An 18,298-nucleotide genomic window follows, 5' to 3' on the forward strand; every position below is an offset into this window, starting at 1 on the left:
CGCGCCCGATGACAGGCTCCGGCGGACGATCCAGTACTCCGTGACATCTCCGTTCACCATCTGCCGCCGCGGCATACTGGATACCCCGCCTTCGCGGGGTATGACGGGCGAACTAGAGCCTTTTCCGTTCCGATGGAATCGGAACGGGGCTCTAGATTCTTGTTTTGACCCGTTTTCTTCACGCGAACCGGTATCCACTTCGCTCGAAAACGCTCTAGTAATCCACCCGCATCAGATAGAGGCCGTCCGGCGGCGCGACGGGGCCGCAGGCGGCGCGGTTGCGGGCGGCGAGTGCTGTGGCGAGATCGTCCGCGCTCCAGCGGCCTTCGCCGACCCAGACCAGCGATCCCACCATCGAGCGCACCTGGCTGTGCAGGAACGAGCGCGCCGAGGTGACGATGTTGACGGCGTCGCCATTGCGCGTGACGTCGAGCTGATCGAGCGTCTTCTCGGGCGACTTCGCCTGGCACTCGGTGTCGCGAAAGGTGGTGAAATCGTGCTTGCCGAGCAGACGCTGCGCGGCCGCGTGCATTGCATCCGCGTCGAGCGCACGTGGCACGCGCCAGGTGCGGGCGATGTCGAGCGCAAGGTTGGCGCGCGTGTTGGTGATGCGATAGAGATAGTGCCGCTTCCTCGCCGAGAAGCGCGCCTGAAAATCGTCTGGCACGATGTCGGCCGCGAGCACGCCGATCGGATGCGGGCGCAGATGGGCGTTCAGCCCGTCGCGCAGGCGGCCCGGCGGAAACGGCTTTGCGATGTCGCAATGCGCGACCTGGCCGCGCGCGTGCACGCCGGCATCGGTGCGGCCGGCGCCGTGGACGCGCACGTCCTCGCCGCAGATCGCCTTGACCGCCTTCTCCATCGCGCCCTGCACGGTCGGCGCGGTGTCCTGGATCTGCCAGCCGGAGAACGGCGTGCCGTCATATTCGATGATGAGCTTGTAGCGAGGCATCAGGCGAGCCGCGCCGGCGGCTTCAACGCCGTGCCGCGCAGGAAGTCTGATGCCTTCATCCGCGCCTTGCCTTCCCGCTGCAGTTCGAGCAGGCGGATCGCGCCGTCGCCGCAGGCGATCGCAAGATCGTCGTCGAGCACGTCGCCGGGCGCACCCGAGCCTTTGGTCAATTCGCAGCGCAGAATTTTCAGACGCACCGGCCCGCCGTCATCCGCCAATTCGCACCACGCACCGGGAAACGGCGACAGCCCATGAATATGCCGCAGCACCGCGTGTGCCGGCTTGCTCCAGTCGATCCGCGCCTCGGCCTTGTCGATCTTGGCGGCGTAGGTGACCCCGTCCTCGCTCTGCTTGGTGAGCTGCAATCGCCCGCGCTCCAGCGCGCCCATGGCGCGGACCATCAAATCCGCGCCGAGCGGCGCTAGCGCGTCGTGGAGATCTGACGCCGTAATGCTGTCCGATATCGCCAGCCGCTCGGCCATCGCGACGTCGCCGGTGTCGAGGCCGACATCCATCTTCATCACCATCACGCCACTCTCGGCGTCGCCCGCCATGATGGCGCGGTTGATCGGCGCGGCGCCGCGCCAGCGCGGCAGCAGCGAGGCGTGCAGGTTGAAGCAGCCGAGCTTGGGCGTATCGAGGATGGACTGCGGCAGGATCATGCCATAGGCGACGACGACCGCCGCATCCGCATCGTGGGCGCGAAACTCCTCCAGCGCTTCCGGCGTCCTCAGCGTCTTTGGCGTCAACACGGGAATGCCGAGCGGCCGCGCTTCCTGCTCGACCGGCGTGGGCTGCAATTGCAGGCCGCGGCGGCCGCCCGGCTTCGGCGTCCGGGTGTAGACGGCCGCGACCTCATGGCCGTGCGCCACGAGCTCCAGCAGCGTGGGCACCGCGAAATCGGGCGTGCCCATGAAGATCAGGCGGAGAGGCATGAGGCTTACTCGGCAGAAAGAAGAGTTTCCGTCATGCCCGGGCTTGACCCGGGCATCCACGTTCTTCGACAGCGAAGCAAGACGTGGATGGCCGGGTCAAGCCCGGCCATGACGGCGGAGCGTGCGGCTAGTCCGACGCGCGCTTGGCGGCCTTTGCAAACTTCTTCAGCACGCGGTCGCGCTTCAGCTTCGACAGATAGTCCACGAACAGCACGCCGTTGAGGTGGTCGATCTCGTGCTGGACGCAGGTGGCGAACAGGCCCTCCGCATCCTCCTCGTGCAGCTTGCCGTCGAGATCGAGGTAGCGCACGCGTACCCGCGCCGGCCGCTCGACCTCCTCGTAATATTCGGGGATCGACAGGCAGCCCTCTTCGTAGACGGAGAGGTCTTCCGAATGCGCGATGATCTCGGGATTGATGAAGACGCGCGGCTGCGGCGTCGTTTCGCCGCTCTCGTCGCGCTTGGCGAGGTCCATGGTGATCAGGCGCAGCGGCTGCGCGACCTGGATCGCCGCGAGCCCGATTCCGGGCGCGTCATACATGGTCTCGAACATGTCGTCGGCGAGCCTGCGGATCTCCGGCGTCACCGTCTCGACAGGTTTCGACACCAGCCGCAACTGCTTGTCCGGCAGGATGATGATTTCTCTAAGTGCCATGCGCGCGATTTAAGCCGCTGATCTGCGAGGGTCAATCCGAACCAAGGCCGGTTAAGCCCGCCTTAACCACGTTTCTTCAGGACAAATTAGCCAGGAAAATAAAGGAAGCATTAACCATAAATGTTCCCTTTTCGTTCGGCGTCAGCTGCGAATCGGCTACAACGGCTGGCATGAATGAGATTCTTTTCATGATCGGCGAGCTGCCGGTCCGCGCTTCTGACGTGCTGGTCGCCTTTGGCGCGCTCGCACTGGTCCTGCTGCTGGTGATCGCCATCGTGATCGCGCGATCGAGCCGGCGCGGTGCGGAAATCGCTATCGCTCAGACCATCCGCGCCGACGAGCTGGAGGAGCGGCTCGCCGACGTGCTGCGCGCCCAGACCGAGGCGTCCGGCCGGGCCGATGCGATTGCGCAGTCGCTGGCCGGCCGCCAGGCCGAGATGGCGCGCGCCGTCAACGAGCGGCTGGATTCGGTCACCCACCGGGTCGGCCAGTCGATGGAAAATTCGACGCGCAATACGATGGATTCCTTGCGGGTGCTGCACGAGCGGCTCGGCATCATCGATCATGCCCACAAGAACCTCAGCGAGCTCACCACCCAGGTGACGACCCTGCGTGACGTGCTCGCCAACAAGCAGTCGCGCGGCGCGTTCGGCCAGGCGCGGATGGAGGCGATCGTCCAGGACGGTATGCCGAAGGGCTCCTACGAGTTCCAGCACACCCTCACCACGGGCAAGCGGCCGGACTGCGTGGTGTTCCTGCCCGATCAGCGGCCGCTCTGCATCGACGCGAAATTTCCGCTGGAGGCAATGACCGCGCTGCATGATGCGCGCAGTGACGAGGAACGGAAGTTCGCCAGCCAGCGGCTGCGCAGTGACGTGCTGAAGCATGTCAGCGACATCGCGGAGAAATATCTCATCCCCGGCGAGACCCAGGACACCGCACTGATGTTCGTGCCGTCGGAATCGGTCTACGCCGAAATCCATGATGGCTTCGACGACGTGGTCCAGAAGGCCTATCGCGCCCGCGTCGTGCTGGTGTCGCCGTCACTGTTGATGCTCGCGATCCAGGTGATGCAGCAGATCCTGAAGGACGCCCGCATCCGCGACGCCGCCGACCAGATCCGCAACGAGGTGATGCATCTGGGCGACGATCTCAGCCGCCTGCGCGAGCGCGTGCTCAAGCTGCAGAATCATTTCGGCCAGGTCAACGAGGACGTCAGGCAGATCCTGATCTCCGCCGACAAGATCGAAAAGCGCGCCGGCCGCATCGAGGAGCTCGACTTCAGCAAGTCCGAGGCACCCGTCGAAGTCCCCCGCTTCGTCAAGAGCGCGGCGCCAGAGCTGTTTCCTGCCCCGCGCAAGCTGCAGGCGGGGGAGTAGTGTCCGACGCTGCTTTCACCACACAAATGGCGTCATCGCCCGGCTTGACCGGGCGACCCAGTATCCCAGAGGCGGCAATTGGGAGCACGCAGCTACTACGTTTACATCCTCGCCAGCCACATCGGCGGCACGCTCTACATCGGTGTGACCAATGACCTCATCAGGCGGGTTGGAGAGCACAAGCTGAAGCTCGTCGGCGGCTTCACCAAGCAATACGACGTGAACCGGCTGGTGTACTTCGAGATATTCGAGGATATCGAACAGGCGATTCGTCGCGAGAAGCGGCTGAAGAAATGGCCTCGCGCGTGGAAGATTTCCCTTATCGAGAAAGACAATCCGGGCTGGATTGATCTTTATCCGGAGATTGCTGCGGGAGGCGGGTAGGCCTCTGGAATACTGGGTCGCCCGGACAAGCCGGGCGATGACACCTTCTTTTTGGCTCGAATCTGCTACCAACTGCTTCATGACCGCTCCTGAAGCGACCGAAACTCCACTGCAAAAGCCCGCCCCCCCCTCCTGGCGCGACAGCTTCGCGGTGTATCTGCAGCCGCGCGTGCTGATCGTGCTGCTGCTTGGCTTCTCCTCAGGCCTGCCGCTGGCGCTGTCGGGCTCGACGCTGCAGGTGTGGATGAAGGAGGCCGGTGTCGACCTCGGCACGATCGGACTGCTCGCACTGATCGGCACGCCATACACGCTGAAATTCCTCTGGGCGCCGCTGGTCGATGCCATGCATGTGCCGCTGTTCACGCAGCGGTTTGGGCGCCGCCGCGGCTGGCTCCTTTTCTCTCAGTTGCTGCTGATCGCAACGATCCTCGTGCTTGCAATGTCCGACCCCGCGCGATCGCCGTGGTTCGCGGCCTTCGCCGCGCTGCTGGTTGCGACGGCATCGTCGACGCAGGACATCGTGGTCGACGCCCTCCGCGTCGAGAGCCTGCCTGAAAGCGAGCAGGCCGCCGGCATGGCGTCCTACGTCGCAGCCTACCGCATCGGGATGCTGGTCTCGACGGCGGGCACGCTGTTCATCGTCGCCGGCTTCGAGACGACGGGCCTGGCACGCTCGTCGGCCTGGATGTGGGGTTATGTGGTGATGGCCGCACTGATCCTGATCGGCACGGTCACCGCACTCGCCGCGACCGAGCCTGCGCAATCGAGAGATGCCGAGGCGGCCACGCATGCCCAGACCGCGGCCGAACGCGTGCTGCTGGCGGCGGCCGGCGCGTTCTCGGAATTTCTGACCCGCAAGAACGCGTTCGCCGCACTCGCCTTCGTGGTGCTATTCAAATTCACCGACGCGTTTTCCGGCACCATGACCGCGCCGTTCGTGATCGACATCGGCTTTTCCAAGGTCGACTACGCCGCGATTGTGAAGGGCGTCGGGCTTGCCGCGACCCTGATCGGCGGCTTTGCCGGGGGCTTTGTGGCGCGGCGCTATTCGCTCGCAACCAGCCTGTGGATCGGCGGCGTGCTGCAGGCACTCGCCAATCTGTCGTTCTCCTGGCTCGCGCATGTCGGCGTCAACCAGTGGGCGCTGGCGCTCGCCATCACCGCGGAAAACTTCACCAGCGCAATCGGCACCGTGATCTTCGTCGCCTACCTCTCGGCGCTGTGCCGCAATCCGCTGCACACCGCGACCCAATATGCGCTGCTGACCGCGCTGGCCGCGGTCGGCCGCACCTATCTGTCATCGGGCGCGGGCTATGTGGCGAAAGCCGTGGGCTGGCCAGCCTTCTTCGTGATCTGCGTGCTGGTCGCGATCCCGAGCCTGATCCTGCTGGTCTGGCTACAGCGGCGCGGGCATTTTGATGAACTGGGGCCGGTGAGAGTTTAGCCACCAGTGTCGTCACCCGCGTAGACGGGTGACCCAGTATTCCAGAGACGCCGATTGATTCAATGGAGAGGCCGCGGCGTACTGGGTCGCCCAGTCCATGTGCGCAATTGCGCACAGGCCGCGCGATGACACCGCGATGTAGGCACTTACTTCGTCACCACGGTCCACTTGGTGACGACGGCTTCGCTCATCTGGCCGGCGTCCTGTGCGCAGGCGACCTCGTCGACCTTCACCGCGATCTCCTTGCCGGCAAGGCTCCTGAGCTGGGTGGCCTGGCTCTCGCTGGTCGGGACGAGCTGGAAGGTTTCCGGACCGGTCTCGAGGTTGCAGAGGCCGTTCGGCGGCGGCAGGCGGCGTGGCTCGCTGGTGATCTGATAGGTCGGGACGCGCTTGCCCGCCTTCTTAGGATCACGCACCCGCATGGTGTTGAGTTCCCCCGACAGCACGTCACCGATCTTGATCAGCTTGCCGGCCTTTTGCGGCGCTACGTCCTGCTGCGCGCGTACGCCAGGCGCGGCCAACGCCAACGCCAGAATCGCAAAGCCCAGAATCGCAAAGTTCTGGCGTACGCCGAATCGGTGTTTCATCATGTCGAATGATTCCGTATCTGATGTCTTTAGCGCGCGATTGACCCGTCCCCGAATCGCGTTCCCACCCTATCACATTGTTTAAACAGTATCTTTTCAGTGCGTCGCGGCCATCTGATGGTCCGCCGCCCAGTCTTTCAAATGTGCTTCTAGAACAGCGTGCGCTGTCTCATGGCAGCGGATAGCGTACCTTCGTCGAGGTAATCAAGCTCGCCGCCGACGGGGACGCCATGCGCCAGCCGCGTTACCCGGACGTTGGCTTCCGACAGCAAGTCGGTGATGTAATGCGCCGTGGTCTGGCCATCGACGGTGGCGTTGAGCGCCAGGATGATCTCGTTGACCTCTGATACGTGCGCGCGCGCCACCAGCGCATCGATGGTCAGATCCTGCGGGCCGATGCCGTCGAGCGGCGACAGCGTCGCGCCCAGCACGTGATAGCGGCCATTGGTCGCATTGGCGCGTTCCAGCGCCCAGAGATCGGCGACATCGGCGACCACGACGATGATCGAGGGATCACGGCGCGGATCGATGCACACCGTGCAGGGATTCTGCGTATCGATGTTGCCGCAGGTCTTGCAGACCTGGATCTTGTCGATCGCCACCTGCAGCGCCGACGTCAGCGGCGTCATCAGCGCTTCGCGCTTCTTGATCAGATGCAGCGCCGCGCGTCGCGCCGAACGCGGACCGAGCCCCGGCAACCGCGCCAGCAGCTGGATCAGGCGCTCAATCTCGGGGCCGGCAACGCTTGCGGCCATTTAGGTGAGACCGAGTCCCGGCGGCAGGCCGAGCCCGCCGGTCAGCGTCGACATTTTCTCCTGCATCGCGGCCTCCGCCTTGCGGCGGGCATCACCATGTGCGGTGACGAGCAGATCCTCGAGCACTTCGCGCTCCTCGGGCTTCATCAGCGACGGATCGATCTTGACGCCCTTCACTTCCATCTTCGCGGTCATGCGCACCGCGACGAGCCCGCCGCCGGAACTGCCTTCGACCTCGACATTGCCGAGTTCTTCCTGCATCGCCTGCATCTTGGATTGCAGTTGCGCTGCTTGCTTCATCATGCCGAGAAAATCAGCCATTGGTGTGTCCTTCGGTGCGTCCTTGCGTGCGTCCTGGTGAGCGGATCAATCGTCGTCGCTGTCGGAAGGCTCGATGGGGTCTTCGCCGGTCAGATCGGAGTCCGGCGGCTCGGCCGCAAGGCGGCGCACTTCGACCACCCGCGTGCCGGGAAAACGCGCCAGCACCTCCTGTACGCGCGGATCGGCTTCAGCCGTGCGCTGATGCTCGCTGCGCGCCAGCTCGTTCTGCGAGCGTACCGTCGGCTGTCCGGCGGCGTTCGAGATGATCACAGTCCAGCGCCGCCCGGTCCATAGTTCGAGCTTGCGCGACAGATCGGTGACAATGCTGCGCGCGGCCTTCGGCTCGAGCGCGATCTCGAGCTGGCCGTCCTCGATGCGGACCAGCCGCACATCGGCCTCCAGCGCGCTCTTGGTCAGCACGTCGCGCTTCTCGCCGGCGAGCGCGATCAGTTGCGGAAAGCTTGATATCCGCAACGCCGGCGCCGAATCGGCGGCCGGCGCTACCATTTGCGGTCGCGGCGCGAGATCGGCGCGCGGCGCCCCCTGCGGGGCGCGCAACGGCGCGGACTGCATCGCAGACATCGACGATGTCGGCGCACCGCGTGACGGTGCAGTTCCGCCCGTCGTCGCGGGCGCGGCACCACCGCCATTCTGCTCGATCATCCGGATCGCTTCATCCGGCGTCGGCAAATCGGCGACATAGGCGATCCGCACCAGCACCATTTCGGCAGCAGCCGCCGGGCGTGTCGCGGTCTGCACCTCGGTGATGCCCTTGAGCAGCATCTGCCACATCCGCGACAGCACCCGCATCGACAGTTTCGCCGCGAATTCGCGGGCCCGCACCCGTTCGGTCTCGCCAAACGCGACGTTGTCGGCGGTCGCGGGCACGACCTTGACGCGGGTGACGAAATTAACGAACTCGGCCAAGTCTGACAGCACCACGATCGGATCGGCGCCGACATCGTACTGCGCACGGAATTCGGAGAAGGCGCTGGCGAGATCGCCGCGCGCCAGCGAATCGAAGAGATCGATGACGCGGGTGCGGTCGGCAAGACCGAGCATCTGCCTGACCGCATCGGCCTTCACATCGCCGGCGGCATTCGCGATCGCCTGGTCGAACACCGACAGCGAATCACGCACTGAACCTTCGGCGGCGCGCGCGATGATGCCGAGCGCCTCGGGCTCGACCTTGACGCCCTCGTTCGTTGCGATGTTGCCGAGATGCTTCATCAGCACATCGGCTTCCACTCGGCGCAGGTCAAAACGCTGGCAGCGCGACAGCACCGTGACGGGCACTTTACGGATTTCGGTGGTGGCGAAGACGAACTTGGCGTGCTCAGGCGGTTCCTCCAGCGTCTTCAGGAAGGCGTTGAAGGCCGCCGTCGACAGCATGTGGACTTCGTCGATGATGTAGACCTTGTAGCGCGCGCTGGACGGCGCGTAGCGGACGCTGTCGTTGATCTGGCGGACGTCGTCGACGCCGGTGTGGGAGGCGGCGTCCATCTCCAGCACGTCCATGTGCCGGCTTTCCATGATCGCCTGGCAGTGCACGCCGAGGTCGGGCATGTGGATGGTCGGCCCCTTCACCGAGCCGTCCGGCTTCTCGTAGTTGAGCGCACGGGCGAGGATGCGCGCGGTGGTAGTCTTGCCGACCCCGCGCACGCCGGTCAGGATCCAGGCCTGCGGAATCCGGCCGGTCTCGAACGCGTTCGAGACCGTGCGCACCATGGCCTCCTGGCCGATCAGGTGCTCGAAGCTGGATGGGCGGTATTTGCGGGCGAGAACGCGGTACGGCTTGGTGGCGTCAGGCGCCCCGCCGAGGTCGAAACCGCTCTGGCCTGCGCCGTCAGGCTGATCAGTGGGGTCGCCAGCGTCGTTCATGCGTCGATCCGCAACTTGGATGGTCTCTTGGCAGCCGGCTTGCGGATAAGAGCCGAAATCAAACGCCGGGCGCGGGCACCGCCATTCCAGCGCGATTCGCTCGGAAAAACAGGTAGGAGACTGACGAGCGACCCGATCCGGACCTCGTTAGGGCTGCTTCCTTCCGGACCTGACCCGGTTGGCGAGTGGCTCGTCCACCGCCAATCTCCCGGTCTCTATTTGGGGCCAAAAGAGCCGGAAAGCAAGCGGCCTGACCGTGGTTTCTGGGACTTGTAAGGGAACACGGAAAGGCATTACTTCCCCTCATGCCATCAGCCAATTGGACGCTGCATTCGCAGCTCAAAAAAGACACCATCGACATCGGCGATTTGCCGTTGAGCAAGGTGCTGGTCATCAAGGACGCGCATTATCCGTGGCTCCTGCTGGTGCCACGGCGCGATAACGCGGTCGAGATTATCGATCTCGACGAAGTCGAGCAGGCGCAGCTGATGACGGAGGTGTCCCGCGTTGCGCGAGCCCTCAAAGAGATCACCAAATGCGACAAGCTGAACATCGCAGCCCTCGGCAATCTGGTCCCGCAGCTTCACGTCCACGTCATCGCCCGCCGAACCAGCGATGCTGCATGGCCGCGTCCCGTCTGGGGCGTGATGCCGCCGCTGGCGCATGACGCCGAGGAAGTGCAAAATTTCATCAGCGCGCTTCGCCGCAAGATCTGGTTGGGTTGAAATTCATGTCCGCATTCGATTCCTTTCCGCTCGGGCAACCGGCCTTCGTCACCCATGTGCTGGATCGTGCCGCGCATCTGCGCAGCAATGACGAGAAACTGTTCGCGCTCGAGGGCCACCGCGAGGCCCGCGCCTATGTGGTCTATCGCGACTCGCTGGTGGTGAAGCAGGAGGATGGCGGCGCCCGTGCGCTGCTTTCGCTTGAGGAGGCCCGTGGCTTCGGCGCCAATCCCGGCACGATCTTCTTAGGTCTGCGCGATAGCGCGCCGGTGTTCGGCATGGGCATCGCCCCGCAGGCGGCCGAAAAGCTGGTCGGCCGCAGCGACGTCGCCGTCAACGAACTGCGCGGCATGGCGATGCAGGGCGCGGTGCCGCCCGAGCAGCTTTCGGCGATCGCGATGGCGAAATCGATGGTGAGCTGGCATCAACGCCACGGCTTCTGCGCCAATTGCGGCACCCGTACCGCGATGAAGGACGGCGGCTGGAAGCGCGAATGCCCGAGCTGCAAGGCCGAGCATTTTCCGCGCACCGACCCCGTGGTGATCATGCTGGTGACATCGGGCGACAAGGTGCTGATGGGCCGCCAGAAGCAGTTCCTGCCCGGCATGTATTCTTGCCTCGCCGGCTTCGTCGAAGCCGCCGAGACCATCGAGGACGCGGTCCGGCGCGAGATTTTCGAGGAGTCGGGAATCCGCTGCACCGACGTGAAGTACTACATGACGCAGCCCTGGCCCTATCCGTCTTCGCTGATGATCGGCTGCACCGCACGTGCGACCAACGAGGACATCGTGGTCGACCGCACCGAACTGGAGGACGCCCGCTGGTTCGACCGCGCGGAGGCGACATTGATGCTCAAGCGGCAGCATCCGGACGGCCTCGCCGGTCCGCATCCGTTTGCAATCGCCCATCATTTGCTTGGACAATGGGTGCATGGCGGAGACGCCTCGGGCAAATAATGGGAACCGGACATGGCGCTGTCGATTAACCCGGGCTATCCGTTCCGCATGTCGGCGGAACCGTCATGACGGACTCGCGAATGAATTTTCAGACCAGCGCCCCGAAGATCCCGCCCCGCATCCTCTGCATCGGGCTGCCGGTGCGCGACCTGACCTTCCGCGTCAACGTTCCGGCGCGCGGCTCCAAGGAGAACGCGACCCATTTCGATGAGATCTGCGGCGGCAACGCCCTGAACGCGGCGATCGGCATCGCCCGGCTGGGCGGCCGTGCCTCGATCTGCGGACCGATGGGCGATTCGCGGGAAACCTCGAGCCGCTTCATCTTCGACAAGATGGCGGAGGAGGGCATCGAGACCAACCACCTCATCCACATGCCGAACCTGGTCACGCCGATCTCGGCCATCATGATCGACGACACCGGCGAGCGCACCATCGTCACCTTCCGCGATCCGGAGCTCTGGAAGGTGCAACTGCCACCGACCGAGCTGCTGCTGGAGGACTGCGCAGCGATCCTGACCGAGAGCCGCTGTGCGCCGTTCTGCACCGAGCTTTGCGCCGAGGCCGTCAAGCGCGGCATTCCCGTGGTCGTCGACGTCGACCGCGCGATGTCGATGCGGGAGGGGCTGCTCACCGCCTCCTCGCACCTGGTGTTCTCCAGCGAGCCGCTGCAGGAGACCGCCGACGTCACCGACGACGGTCAGGCGCTGCAGAAGCTCGCCAAGCTCACCCCGTCCTTCCTGGCGGGCACGCGCGGGCCCAAGGGCACGATCTGGCTCAACGAGCAGGGCGGGTTCGAGGAGACCCCCGCCTTCCCGGTCCATACCGTCGACACACTCGGGGCCGGCGACGTCTTCCATGGGGCGTTCGCGCTTGCTGTCACCGAGGGACAGGAACTGCGGCAGGCACTGCGATTCGCCTCGGCCGCCGCAGCGCTGAAATGCACCCGCTTTGGAGGCGCCTATGCTGCGCCGCAACGTACTGAAGTTGAAGCGTTTTTGGGCCAGCACGCGGAAGTGCGGCCGGCCTAGTCGATCAGGAACCGCTTGCGTGAGAAGATTTTTCTATATATGAGAGATATCAACCTCTCATATGGAACTTTCTTCTATGTCCGATGTCGCCATCCAGCTTCACGACAATAACCGCCGCCTCGACGCCATCGATCGCAAGATCCTGACAGTGCTGCAGGAGGACGCCTCGCTGTCCGTCGCCGAGATCGGCGACCGGGTTGGGCTGTCGTCGACGCCGTGCTGGAAGCGGATCCAGCGGCTGGAAGCCGACGGCGTGATCCTACGCCGGGTGGCGCTGGTCGACCAGAACAAGATCGGGCTCGGGATTTCAGTATTCGTCTCGGTCGAGAGCGCCGACCATTCGGAAGCCTGGCTGCGCAAATTCGCCGACGCGGTCAGCGCGATGCCCGAGGTGATGGAATTCTACCGGATGGCCGGCGACGTCGACTACATGCTGCGCGTCGTCTGCGCCGACATGGCGAGCTATGACATCTTCTACAAGAAGCTGATCTCGGCGGTGCCGCTGAAGAACGTCACCTCGCGGTTTGCGATGGAGAAGATCAAGTCGGTCACCGCGCTGCCGGTACCGGCGGCGTAATCTTCGATGCTGTCGTCGCCCGCGAAGGCGGGCGACCCAGTATTCCAGAGACGGTTGTGCTTGAGCCGATAGGCCGCGGCGTACTGGATACCCCGCATGCGCGGGGTATGACAGCAACGGGCGTCGCGAGCGCCCCGTTCAAATCTTCTGATTGTACTCGCCGACCTCGGGATGGGTGCGCAGCACCGAATCCATCGCCTCGAACATGTCGTGCATGCGCTGCTCGCTGACCGGGCTTTCGACCACGACCACCAGTTCGGGCTTGTTCGACGACGCCCGCACCAGGCCCCAGCTGCCGTCCTCGGCCGTGACCCGCACGCCGTTGACGGTGACGAGATCGCGGATCGGCTGGCCCGCGACCTTGCCACCCTGCTGCTGCAGCGTCTCGAAATGCTTCACCACGGAATCGACGACGCCATATTTCGTCTCGTCGGCGCAATGCGGCGACATCGTCGGCGACGACCAGGTCTTCGGCAGCGCGTTCTTCAAATCGGCCATCGACTTGCCGGACGCGCGGTCGAGCATCTCGCAGATCGCGATCGCCGAGACCAGCCCGTCGTCATAGCCGCGGCCGAACGGCTTGTTGAAGAAGAAGTGGCCGGACTTCTCGAAGCCGGCGAGCGCCCCGAGTTCGTTGGTGCGGCGCTTCATGTAGGAATGGCCGGTCTTCCAGTAGACGGTCTCGGCGCCCTGCTTTTGCAGCACCGGGTCCGTCACGAACAGCCCGGTCGACTTCACGTCGACGACGAACTGCGCGTCCTTGTGGATCGCCGACATGTCGCGCGCCAGCATCACGCCGACCTTGTCGGCGAAGATCTCCTCGCCGGTGTTGTCGACCACGCCGCAGCGGTCGCCGTCGCCGTCGAAGCCTAGGCCGACATCGGCCTTGTGCGCCAGCACCGCGTCGCGGATCGCGTGCAGCATTTCCATGTCTTCGGGATTCGGATTGTATTTCGGGAAGGTGTAGTCGAGCTCGGTGTCGAGCGGAATCACCTCGCAGCCGATTGCTTCCATCACCTGCGGCGCGAATGCGCCCGCGGTGCCGTTGCCGCAGGCCACCACGACCTTCAACTTGCGCTTCAGCTTCGGCCGGCTGGTGAGGTCGGCGATGTAGCGCGCCGGATAATTCTCGTGGAATTGATACGAGCCGCCGACCTTGTTGTTGAATTCGGCATTGAGCACGATCTGCTTCAGCCGCGTCATCTCGTCGGGACCGAAGGTCAGCGGACGGTTGGCGCCCATCTTCACGCCGGTCCAGCCATTGTCGTTATGCGACGCGGTGACCATCGCAACGCAGGGCACATCGAGATCGAATTGCGCGAAGTACGACATCGGCGTGACGGCGAGCCCGATGTCGTGCACCTTGCAGCCCGCCGCCATCAGGCCCGAGATCAGCGCATATTTGATCGAGGCCGAATAGCCTCGGAAATCATGGCCGGTGACGATCTCTTGCTCGACGCCGAGTTCGGCAATCAGCGCGCCGAGCCCCATGCCCAGCGCCTGCACGCCCATCAGGTTGATTTCCTTGTTGAACAGCCAGCGCGCGTCATATTCGCGAAACCCGGTCGGCTTCACCATCGGTTCGGATTCGAAGGCATAGGTATTCGGAACCAGCGCGGATTTCGGCTTGGGAAACATAGATCAGCCTTATGGTCGGGTGCGGAAGGGCATCGCTGCAGCCTTAGCGAATGCGCAGGCCGAGCGAAAGACGAGACTAGTGGCTGGGTGGCCGATAATTGCGGCAGAATTGGCGGTGACCACGCGAGATGCGGCCGCATCTATCTGATCAGACGCGCGATCTCCTGTTCGACGACGGTTCTCAAGGGCGGCAAGGCGCGCTCAACCATGTCCCATACGAACTGCGCGGCAACATCCTCATAGTCATGCGGATAGACATTCCCGGCGCCGGCCATCTGCTTCCACGCAATTGCAGAATATCGCGCCTTGAGGTCGGCCGGCAAACGCCGCGATGCTTCCGAGATGATTTCCAGACAGCGCGTCGCCGCATAGACGGAGCGAATGTCAGCCTTGAACGTCTGACGATCGAAGCCTTCTACAAACTTCGTCGCCAAGTCGATGTGATGCAGGATATCGCGAAGCGCACCGTCAGCGCGATCAGAAGGCATAGACGGCATCGGCCGTTGCTGCGGGCCGAACGTGCGATTTCAAGGTGTCACGATTGACCACATCGACGGGCCTATCGAAGAGGCCCGCGATGTACTCCTTGAGACCGACGTAGTCGAAAACCGTCAGGTGCGCGTCCGGATCGATTTCGATCATAATGTCGATATCGCTGTTCGAGCGGCTATCGCCCCGCGCGACCGAGCCGAACAGGGCAGGGCAGCATGCGCGACCCCACGATCGCGCAGGGCCTGCTCGGAACGCTGGAGTGTGTCGATCGCATCGGAGCTGTTCATGGACTCAATATAACACGTAGCGGCCGCAACCGGGAGGGGCTGCCGCAGCGCGATCGGGCCTTACTGCTCCAGCACCAGCTTGCCGTTGGCGTATTCGAAGCGCTTCAGCTTCGACAGGAAGGACAGTCCGAGCAGGTTTTCGGAGAGTGCTTCATCCGGAAGCACCAGGGCATCGACGTCGCGCACGATCAGGCCGCCGAGTTCGATCATGGCGATGTGAGTGCGCGCGGCCTTGATGGTGCCGTTGGCGGTGGTGATGCGCGAGGTGTAATCGCCGGGCGTCGGACGCACACCAAAACGCGCGGCCGCTGTCTCGTTCAGTGCCACCAGCGAGGCGCCGGTGTCGACCATGAAGTCGATGCGCTGGCCGTCGATGCGGCCGTCGGTCGCGAAGTGGCCGCGGGGGTCTTGCGGAATGCTCAGGGTACGGGCGCTGGCCTGCGCTACCGTGACGACGGGAGCCGCGGTCTTCTGCACAGAGGTCGCGGCGGCGGGCGTCATCTTGCTGGCGACCTGAGCCATGAAGGTGCCCAGCCCGATCATGATGGCCGCGAAAATCATCAGGTTACGCATGACGCCACACTCGGAGACCGAAGACGCAATTTGACCACGCCGGACGCCCCGCGGCGAGCGATGCCGCGGGCACGAGCCTGCCATTTTGACGAAAAGGATGAGCGAAGGGTTAATGCCGGCCAGCTCACTGGACCTGCCGCTACCCAATCTCGTCGTACCCAAATCTACGTCCCGCGCGGTTTGACCCGCCTGGTCGGCATCGCGCTGGCGGGATCCTCGGGCCAGGGGTGGCGCGGATAGCGGCCGCGCAAGTCGGAACGCACTGCAGCGTAGCTGCCGCGCCAAAAACCCGGCAAATCCCGCGTCACCTGCACCGGCCGCTGCGCCGGCGACAGCAGCTCCAGCACCAGCGGCACCGCGCCCTTGGCAATTGCCGGATGGGTGTTGAGCCCAAACAGCTCCTGCAATCGCACCGCGATGGTCGGTCCCTGCTCAGCCTCGTAGTCGATCGCAAGCTGGGTGCCGGTCGGCGCCTCGAAATGCGTCGGCGCCTCGCGATCGAGCCGCGCCCGCAGCTCCCACGGCAACAGCGACGTCAGCGCATCTGATAGCTCCCCGGCGGAGAGGTCCTTCAGGGCGATCTTGTCGTAGAGTGCGGGCACCAGCCAATCGTCGGTGCGCGCGGCAAGCGCGGCGTCGGACAGATCGGGCCAGTTCTCACCCTCGGCCTTGCGCAGGAACATGGCGCGGTCGCGCCATTGCTTGGAATGCTTCGACCACGGCAGCCGGTCGAGGCCAGCGGCGATCAGGCCATCAGCGAAGACGCGCGCCGTTTCGGCCGATGGCGATAGCGACATCGGCGCCTCCGACAGCGTGATCGCGTGCAGCGAGCGCTTGCGGCGGGCGCGTAGCGACATCGCGCCGCGGTCGAACGACACCTCCTCGACGGTCTCGATCTGGTCGGCGAAACGCTGCTCGATCTCGTCCTGCGTGATCGGTGCCGCCAGCAGAACACGGCCGTTCGCGGCCGTGCCGGTCAGTTCGGCGACCGCGATATAGGGCGCACGCGCCAGCGCGGAGATCTGCTCGACGGCTGCGCCGCGGCCATTGGCGAGCACAAAGCTGCCATTGCCGCGGTTCTTCGCGACGCGGTCCGGAAAGGCGAAGGCCAGCATGACGCCGGTGGAGAGATCCGCCTGCTCAGCCCCGCGTGCATCGACCTGCGCGGCCCAGCGCTGCGCCATGCTGCGCGCACTCGACGCCCGCTGCGAGCGGTCACGGCGGAACTGATCAAGCCGGTAATCCAGATCGGCGCCGTCACCGCCGAGCCCGCGCTCGGTGAGGATGGCCGCGATCTCGGACGCGTCCTCGGCTGCGCCGAAGCGCGCCGAATCCACGATCATGCGCGCCAGCCGCGGCGGCAACGCCAGCGCGCGCAGGCTCTTGCCTTCCGCGGTGATGCGGCCGTCACCATCGAGCGCGCCGAGTTCGCTCAGCAGCGATCTAGCCTCCTTCAGCGCGGGCGCCGGCGGCGGATCGAGGAAGGCGAGACTTGCGGGATCGCTGACACCCCATTGCGCGAGGTCGAGCAACAGCGACGACAGATCGGCGGAGAGGATTTCAGGGCTCGTGTAGGCCGGGAGCGACGCGGTCTGCGGCTCGTCCCAGAGCCGGTAGCACACCCCGGGCTCGGTGCGGCCGGCGCGGCCGCGCCGCTGGTCGACCGCCGCGCGCGAGGCGCGCACCGTCTCGAGCCGGGTCAGCGCGATATCAGGCTCGTAGCGCGGCACGCGCGCGAGGCCGCAATCTACCACGATGCGAACGCCCTCGATGGTCAGTGACGTCTCGGCGATCGAGGTCGCCAGCACCACCTTGCGGACTCCCTTCGGCGCTGGCGCGATGGCGCGATCCTGCACGCTGGCGTCGAGCGCGCCAAACAGCGGCACGATCTCGACCGAGGGGTCCTGCACCCGCTCGGTGAGGAAATTCTGGGTGCGGCGGATTTCGGCGGCACCCGGCAGGAACGCCAGTACCGAACCGGCATCGGCGCGCAGCGCGGTCGCAATCGCATCCGCCATCTGCCGCTCCAGCGGCACATCCATCTTGCGGCCGAGATAGCGGGTCTCGACCGGAAAGGCGCGGCCTTCGCTCGCCACGACAGGCGCATCGCCGAGCAGCTTGCCGACCCGCGCGCCGTCCAGCGTTGCCGACATCACCAGGATGCGCAGGTCCTCGCGCAGCCCGGTCTGCGCGTCGCGCGCCAGCGCCAGCCCCAAATCTGCATCGAGCGAGCGCTCGTGGAATTCGTCGAACAGCACGGCGGCCACGCCGTTGAGCTCGGGATCATCGAGGATCTGCCGCGAGAAGATACCCTCGGTGACGACCTCGATCCGCGTCGCGCGCGATATCTTGGACCCGAAGCGAACGCGATAGCCGACGGTCTCCCCGGCGCGCTCGCCAAGCGTCTTCGCCATCCGCTCGGCGCTGGCGCGCGCCGCGATGCGGCGCGGCTCCAGCACGATGATCTTCTTTCCCTTCGCCCAAGGCGCATCGAGCAGCGCCAGCGGCACCCGCGTGGTCTTGCCGGCGCCCGGCGGCGCGACCAGCACCGCGGCGTTATGATTGGCGAGCGTGCGATCGAGTTCATCGAGCACAGCATCGATCGGCAGCGGGCTATCGAATTGGCGGGGCAAACCAGATATCCGTCAATCACCCGCGAAAGCGCGTGATCCAGTAACCACTGTCATCTCCGGTTACAAAAACCGGGGGTACTGGATACCCCGCCTCCG

Annotated in this window: 19 protein-coding genes and 1 other RNA gene; 7 read left to right on the top strand and 13 right to left on the bottom strand. The window is 64.9% G+C overall.

The genetic code is table 11. The features are described 5' to 3' along the window. Positions 1-214 precede the first annotated feature (214 nt). The 3 genes from truA to def all read right to left on the bottom strand — a co-directional run bounded on the left by truA (position 215) and on the right by def (position 2,542). Positions 215-952: a tRNA pseudouridine(38-40) synthase TruA gene (gene truA / locus UP10_RS30015; RefSeq protein WP_044590790.1), complete on the bottom strand. Its 738-nt coding sequence runs from the start codon at positions 950-952 to the stop codon at positions 215-217. Beyond that, positions 952-1,887, bottom strand: coding sequence for a methionyl-tRNA formyltransferase (fmt, locus tag UP10_RS30020; protein WP_044590791.1), 936 nt, complete (start codon positions 1,885-1,887; stop codon positions 952-954). The genes truA and fmt overlap by 1 nt, the downstream gene beginning before the upstream one ends. Before the next feature lie 127 nt (positions 1,888-2,014). After that, positions 2,015-2,542, bottom strand: coding sequence for a peptide deformylase (gene def / locus UP10_RS30025; protein ID WP_044590792.1), 528 nt, complete (start codon positions 2,540-2,542; stop codon positions 2,015-2,017). A gap of 170 nt (positions 2,543-2,712) precedes the next feature. On the opposite strand from def, the gene UP10_RS30030 reads away from it, so the two are divergent. The 3 genes from UP10_RS30030 to UP10_RS30040 all read left to right on the top strand — a co-directional run bounded on the left by UP10_RS30030 (position 2,713) and on the right by UP10_RS30040 (position 5,749). Then, a complete protein-coding gene (locus UP10_RS30030) occupies positions 2,713-3,921 on the top strand; it encodes a DNA recombination protein RmuC (RefSeq protein ID WP_044590793.1) in 1,209 nt (402 codons plus the stop codon). Positions 3,922-3,999: 78 nt separating this feature from the next. Further along, positions 4,000-4,305, top strand: coding sequence for a GIY-YIG nuclease family protein (locus UP10_RS30035; protein ID WP_044590794.1), 306 nt, complete (start codon positions 4,000-4,002; stop codon positions 4,303-4,305). A 79-nt stretch (positions 4,306-4,384) separates the two neighbouring features. After that, positions 4,385-5,749, top strand: a complete 1,365-nt coding sequence (locus tag UP10_RS30040) for an AmpG family muropeptide MFS transporter (RefSeq protein WP_044590795.1) — start codon at positions 4,385-4,387, stop codon at positions 5,747-5,749. A gap of 146 nt (positions 5,750-5,895) precedes the next feature. Here UP10_RS30040 and UP10_RS30045 read toward each other — a convergent pair whose 3' ends face one another. The 5 genes from UP10_RS30045 to ffs form a co-directional block, all read right to left on the bottom strand. Further along, positions 5,896-6,339 (bottom strand): hypothetical protein, encoded by a 444-nt coding sequence (locus UP10_RS30045; protein WP_502692264.1) that lies wholly within the window; start codon positions 6,337-6,339, stop codon positions 5,896-5,898. Positions 6,340-6,485: 146 nt separating this feature from the next. Further along, positions 6,486-7,091 carry a recombination mediator RecR gene (recR, locus tag UP10_RS30050; RefSeq protein ID WP_044590796.1) on the bottom strand — a complete coding sequence of 202 codons (606 nt, stop codon included), beginning with the start codon at positions 7,089-7,091 and terminating at the stop codon, positions 6,486-6,488. Further along, positions 7,092-7,412 carry a YbaB/EbfC family nucleoid-associated protein gene (locus UP10_RS30055; protein ID WP_044590797.1) on the bottom strand — a complete coding sequence of 107 codons (321 nt, stop codon included), beginning with the start codon at positions 7,410-7,412 and terminating at the stop codon, positions 7,092-7,094. A 45-nt stretch (positions 7,413-7,457) separates the two neighbouring features. After that, a complete protein-coding gene (locus tag UP10_RS30060; RefSeq protein ID WP_044590798.1) occupies positions 7,458-9,293 on the bottom strand; it encodes a DNA polymerase III subunit gamma/tau in 1,836 nt (611 codons plus the stop codon). A gap of 112 nt (positions 9,294-9,405) precedes the next feature. Next, an RNA gene (gene ffs / locus UP10_RS42610) (signal recognition particle sRNA small type) lies at positions 9,406-9,502 on the bottom strand. 96 nt (positions 9,503-9,598) lie between these two features. Between ffs and UP10_RS30065 the strand changes: the two genes are divergently transcribed. From UP10_RS30065 to UP10_RS30080, 4 genes are all read left to right on the top strand, one after another. Continuing rightward, a complete protein-coding gene (locus tag UP10_RS30065; RefSeq protein ID WP_044590799.1) occupies positions 9,599-10,018 on the top strand; it encodes an HIT domain-containing protein in 420 nt (139 codons plus the stop codon). 5 nt (positions 10,019-10,023) lie between these two features. Then, the gene (gene nudC, locus UP10_RS30070; protein ID WP_044590889.1) at positions 10,024-10,974 is read left to right on the top strand and encodes an NAD(+) diphosphatase; all 951 of its coding nucleotides are present in this window, start codon (positions 10,024-10,026) and stop codon (positions 10,972-10,974) included. An 80-nt stretch (positions 10,975-11,054) separates the two neighbouring features. Then, entirely contained in the window at positions 11,055-12,002 is a 948-nt protein-coding gene (locus UP10_RS30075; RefSeq protein ID WP_044590800.1) for a sugar kinase, read from the top strand. Positions 12,003-12,078: 76 nt separating this feature from the next. After that, a complete protein-coding gene (locus UP10_RS30080; protein ID WP_044540933.1) occupies positions 12,079-12,579 on the top strand; it encodes an Lrp/AsnC family transcriptional regulator in 501 nt (166 codons plus the stop codon). A gap of 138 nt (positions 12,580-12,717) precedes the next feature. Here the strand turns inward: UP10_RS30080 and UP10_RS30085 are convergent, their stop codons facing one another. From UP10_RS30085 to hrpB, 5 genes are all read right to left on the bottom strand, one after another. Next, entirely contained in the window at positions 12,718-14,217 is a 1,500-nt protein-coding gene (locus UP10_RS30085) for a phosphomannomutase/phosphoglucomutase (protein WP_044590801.1), read from the bottom strand. Between the two features lie 140 nt (positions 14,218-14,357). Next, on the bottom strand, positions 14,358-14,705 hold the full coding sequence (locus UP10_RS30090) for a HepT-like ribonuclease domain-containing protein (RefSeq protein WP_044590802.1): 348 nt from the start codon (positions 14,703-14,705) through the stop codon (positions 14,358-14,360). Then, a complete protein-coding gene (locus UP10_RS46525) occupies positions 14,695-14,859 on the bottom strand; it encodes a hypothetical protein (RefSeq protein WP_349643987.1) in 165 nt (54 codons plus the stop codon). The genes UP10_RS30090 and UP10_RS46525 overlap by 11 nt, the downstream gene beginning before the upstream one ends. Positions 14,860-15,056: 197 nt before the next feature. Continuing rightward, positions 15,057-15,569: a TIGR02281 family clan AA aspartic protease gene (locus tag UP10_RS30100; RefSeq protein WP_156180340.1), complete on the bottom strand. Its 513-nt coding sequence runs from the start codon at positions 15,567-15,569 to the stop codon at positions 15,057-15,059. Between the two features lie 164 nt (positions 15,570-15,733). Next, entirely contained in the window at positions 15,734-18,202 is a 2,469-nt protein-coding gene (gene hrpB, locus UP10_RS30105) for an ATP-dependent helicase HrpB (protein WP_044590803.1), read from the bottom strand. Positions 18,203-18,298 lie beyond the last annotated feature (96 nt).

Source organism: Bradyrhizobium sp. LTSPM299, assembly GCF_000938235.1.
Taxonomy (GTDB): Bacteria; Pseudomonadota; Alphaproteobacteria; order Rhizobiales; family Xanthobacteraceae; genus Bradyrhizobium.

What these genes read in the sequence shown, in the direction of transcription:
- truA (WP_044590790.1), bottom strand. Translation starts at nt 952, where the DNA reads ATGCCTCGCTACAAGCTCATCATCGAATATGACGGCACGCCGTTCTCC.
- fmt (WP_044590791.1), bottom strand. Translation starts at nt 1,887, where the DNA reads ATGCCTCTCCGCCTGATCTTCATGGGCACGCCCGATTTCGCGGTGCCC.
- def (WP_044590792.1), bottom strand. Translation starts at nt 2,542, where the DNA reads ATGGCACTTAGAGAAATCATCATCCTGCCGGACAAGCAGTTGCGGCTG.
- UP10_RS30030 (WP_044590793.1), top strand. Translation starts at nt 2,713, where the DNA reads ATGAATGAGATTCTTTTCATGATCGGCGAGCTGCCGGTCCGCGCTTCT.
- UP10_RS30040 (WP_044590795.1), top strand. Translation starts at nt 4,385, where the DNA reads ATGACCGCTCCTGAAGCGACCGAAACTCCACTGCAAAAGCCCGCCCCC.
- UP10_RS30045 (WP_502692264.1), bottom strand. Translation starts at nt 6,339, where the DNA reads ATGATGAAACACCGATTCGGCGTACGCCAGAACTTTGCGATTCTGGGC.
- recR (WP_044590796.1), bottom strand. Translation starts at nt 7,091, where the DNA reads ATGGCCGCAAGCGTTGCCGGCCCCGAGATTGAGCGCCTGATCCAGCTG.
- UP10_RS30055 (WP_044590797.1), bottom strand. Translation starts at nt 7,412, where the DNA reads ATGGCTGATTTTCTCGGCATGATGAAGCAAGCAGCGCAACTGCAATCC.
- UP10_RS30060 (WP_044590798.1), bottom strand. Translation starts at nt 9,293, where the DNA reads ATGAACGACGCTGGCGACCCCACTGATCAGCCTGACGGCGCAGGCCAG.
- UP10_RS30065 (WP_044590799.1), top strand. Translation starts at nt 9,599, where the DNA reads ATGCCATCAGCCAATTGGACGCTGCATTCGCAGCTCAAAAAAGACACC.
- nudC (WP_044590889.1), top strand. Translation starts at nt 10,024, where the DNA reads ATGTCCGCATTCGATTCCTTTCCGCTCGGGCAACCGGCCTTCGTCACC.
- UP10_RS30075 (WP_044590800.1), top strand. Translation starts at nt 11,055, where the DNA reads ATGAATTTTCAGACCAGCGCCCCGAAGATCCCGCCCCGCATCCTCTGC.
- UP10_RS30080 (WP_044540933.1), top strand. Translation starts at nt 12,079, where the DNA reads ATGTCCGATGTCGCCATCCAGCTTCACGACAATAACCGCCGCCTCGAC.
- UP10_RS30085 (WP_044590801.1), bottom strand. Translation starts at nt 14,217, where the DNA reads ATGTTTCCCAAGCCGAAATCCGCGCTGGTTCCGAATACCTATGCCTTC.
- UP10_RS30090 (WP_044590802.1), bottom strand. Translation starts at nt 14,705, where the DNA reads ATGCCTTCTGATCGCGCTGACGGTGCGCTTCGCGATATCCTGCATCAC.
- UP10_RS46525 (WP_349643987.1), bottom strand. Translation starts at nt 14,859, where the DNA reads ATGATCGAAATCGATCCGGACGCGCACCTGACGGTTTTCGACTACGTC.
- UP10_RS30100 (WP_156180340.1), bottom strand. Translation starts at nt 15,569, where the DNA reads ATGCGTAACCTGATGATTTTCGCGGCCATCATGATCGGGCTGGGCACC.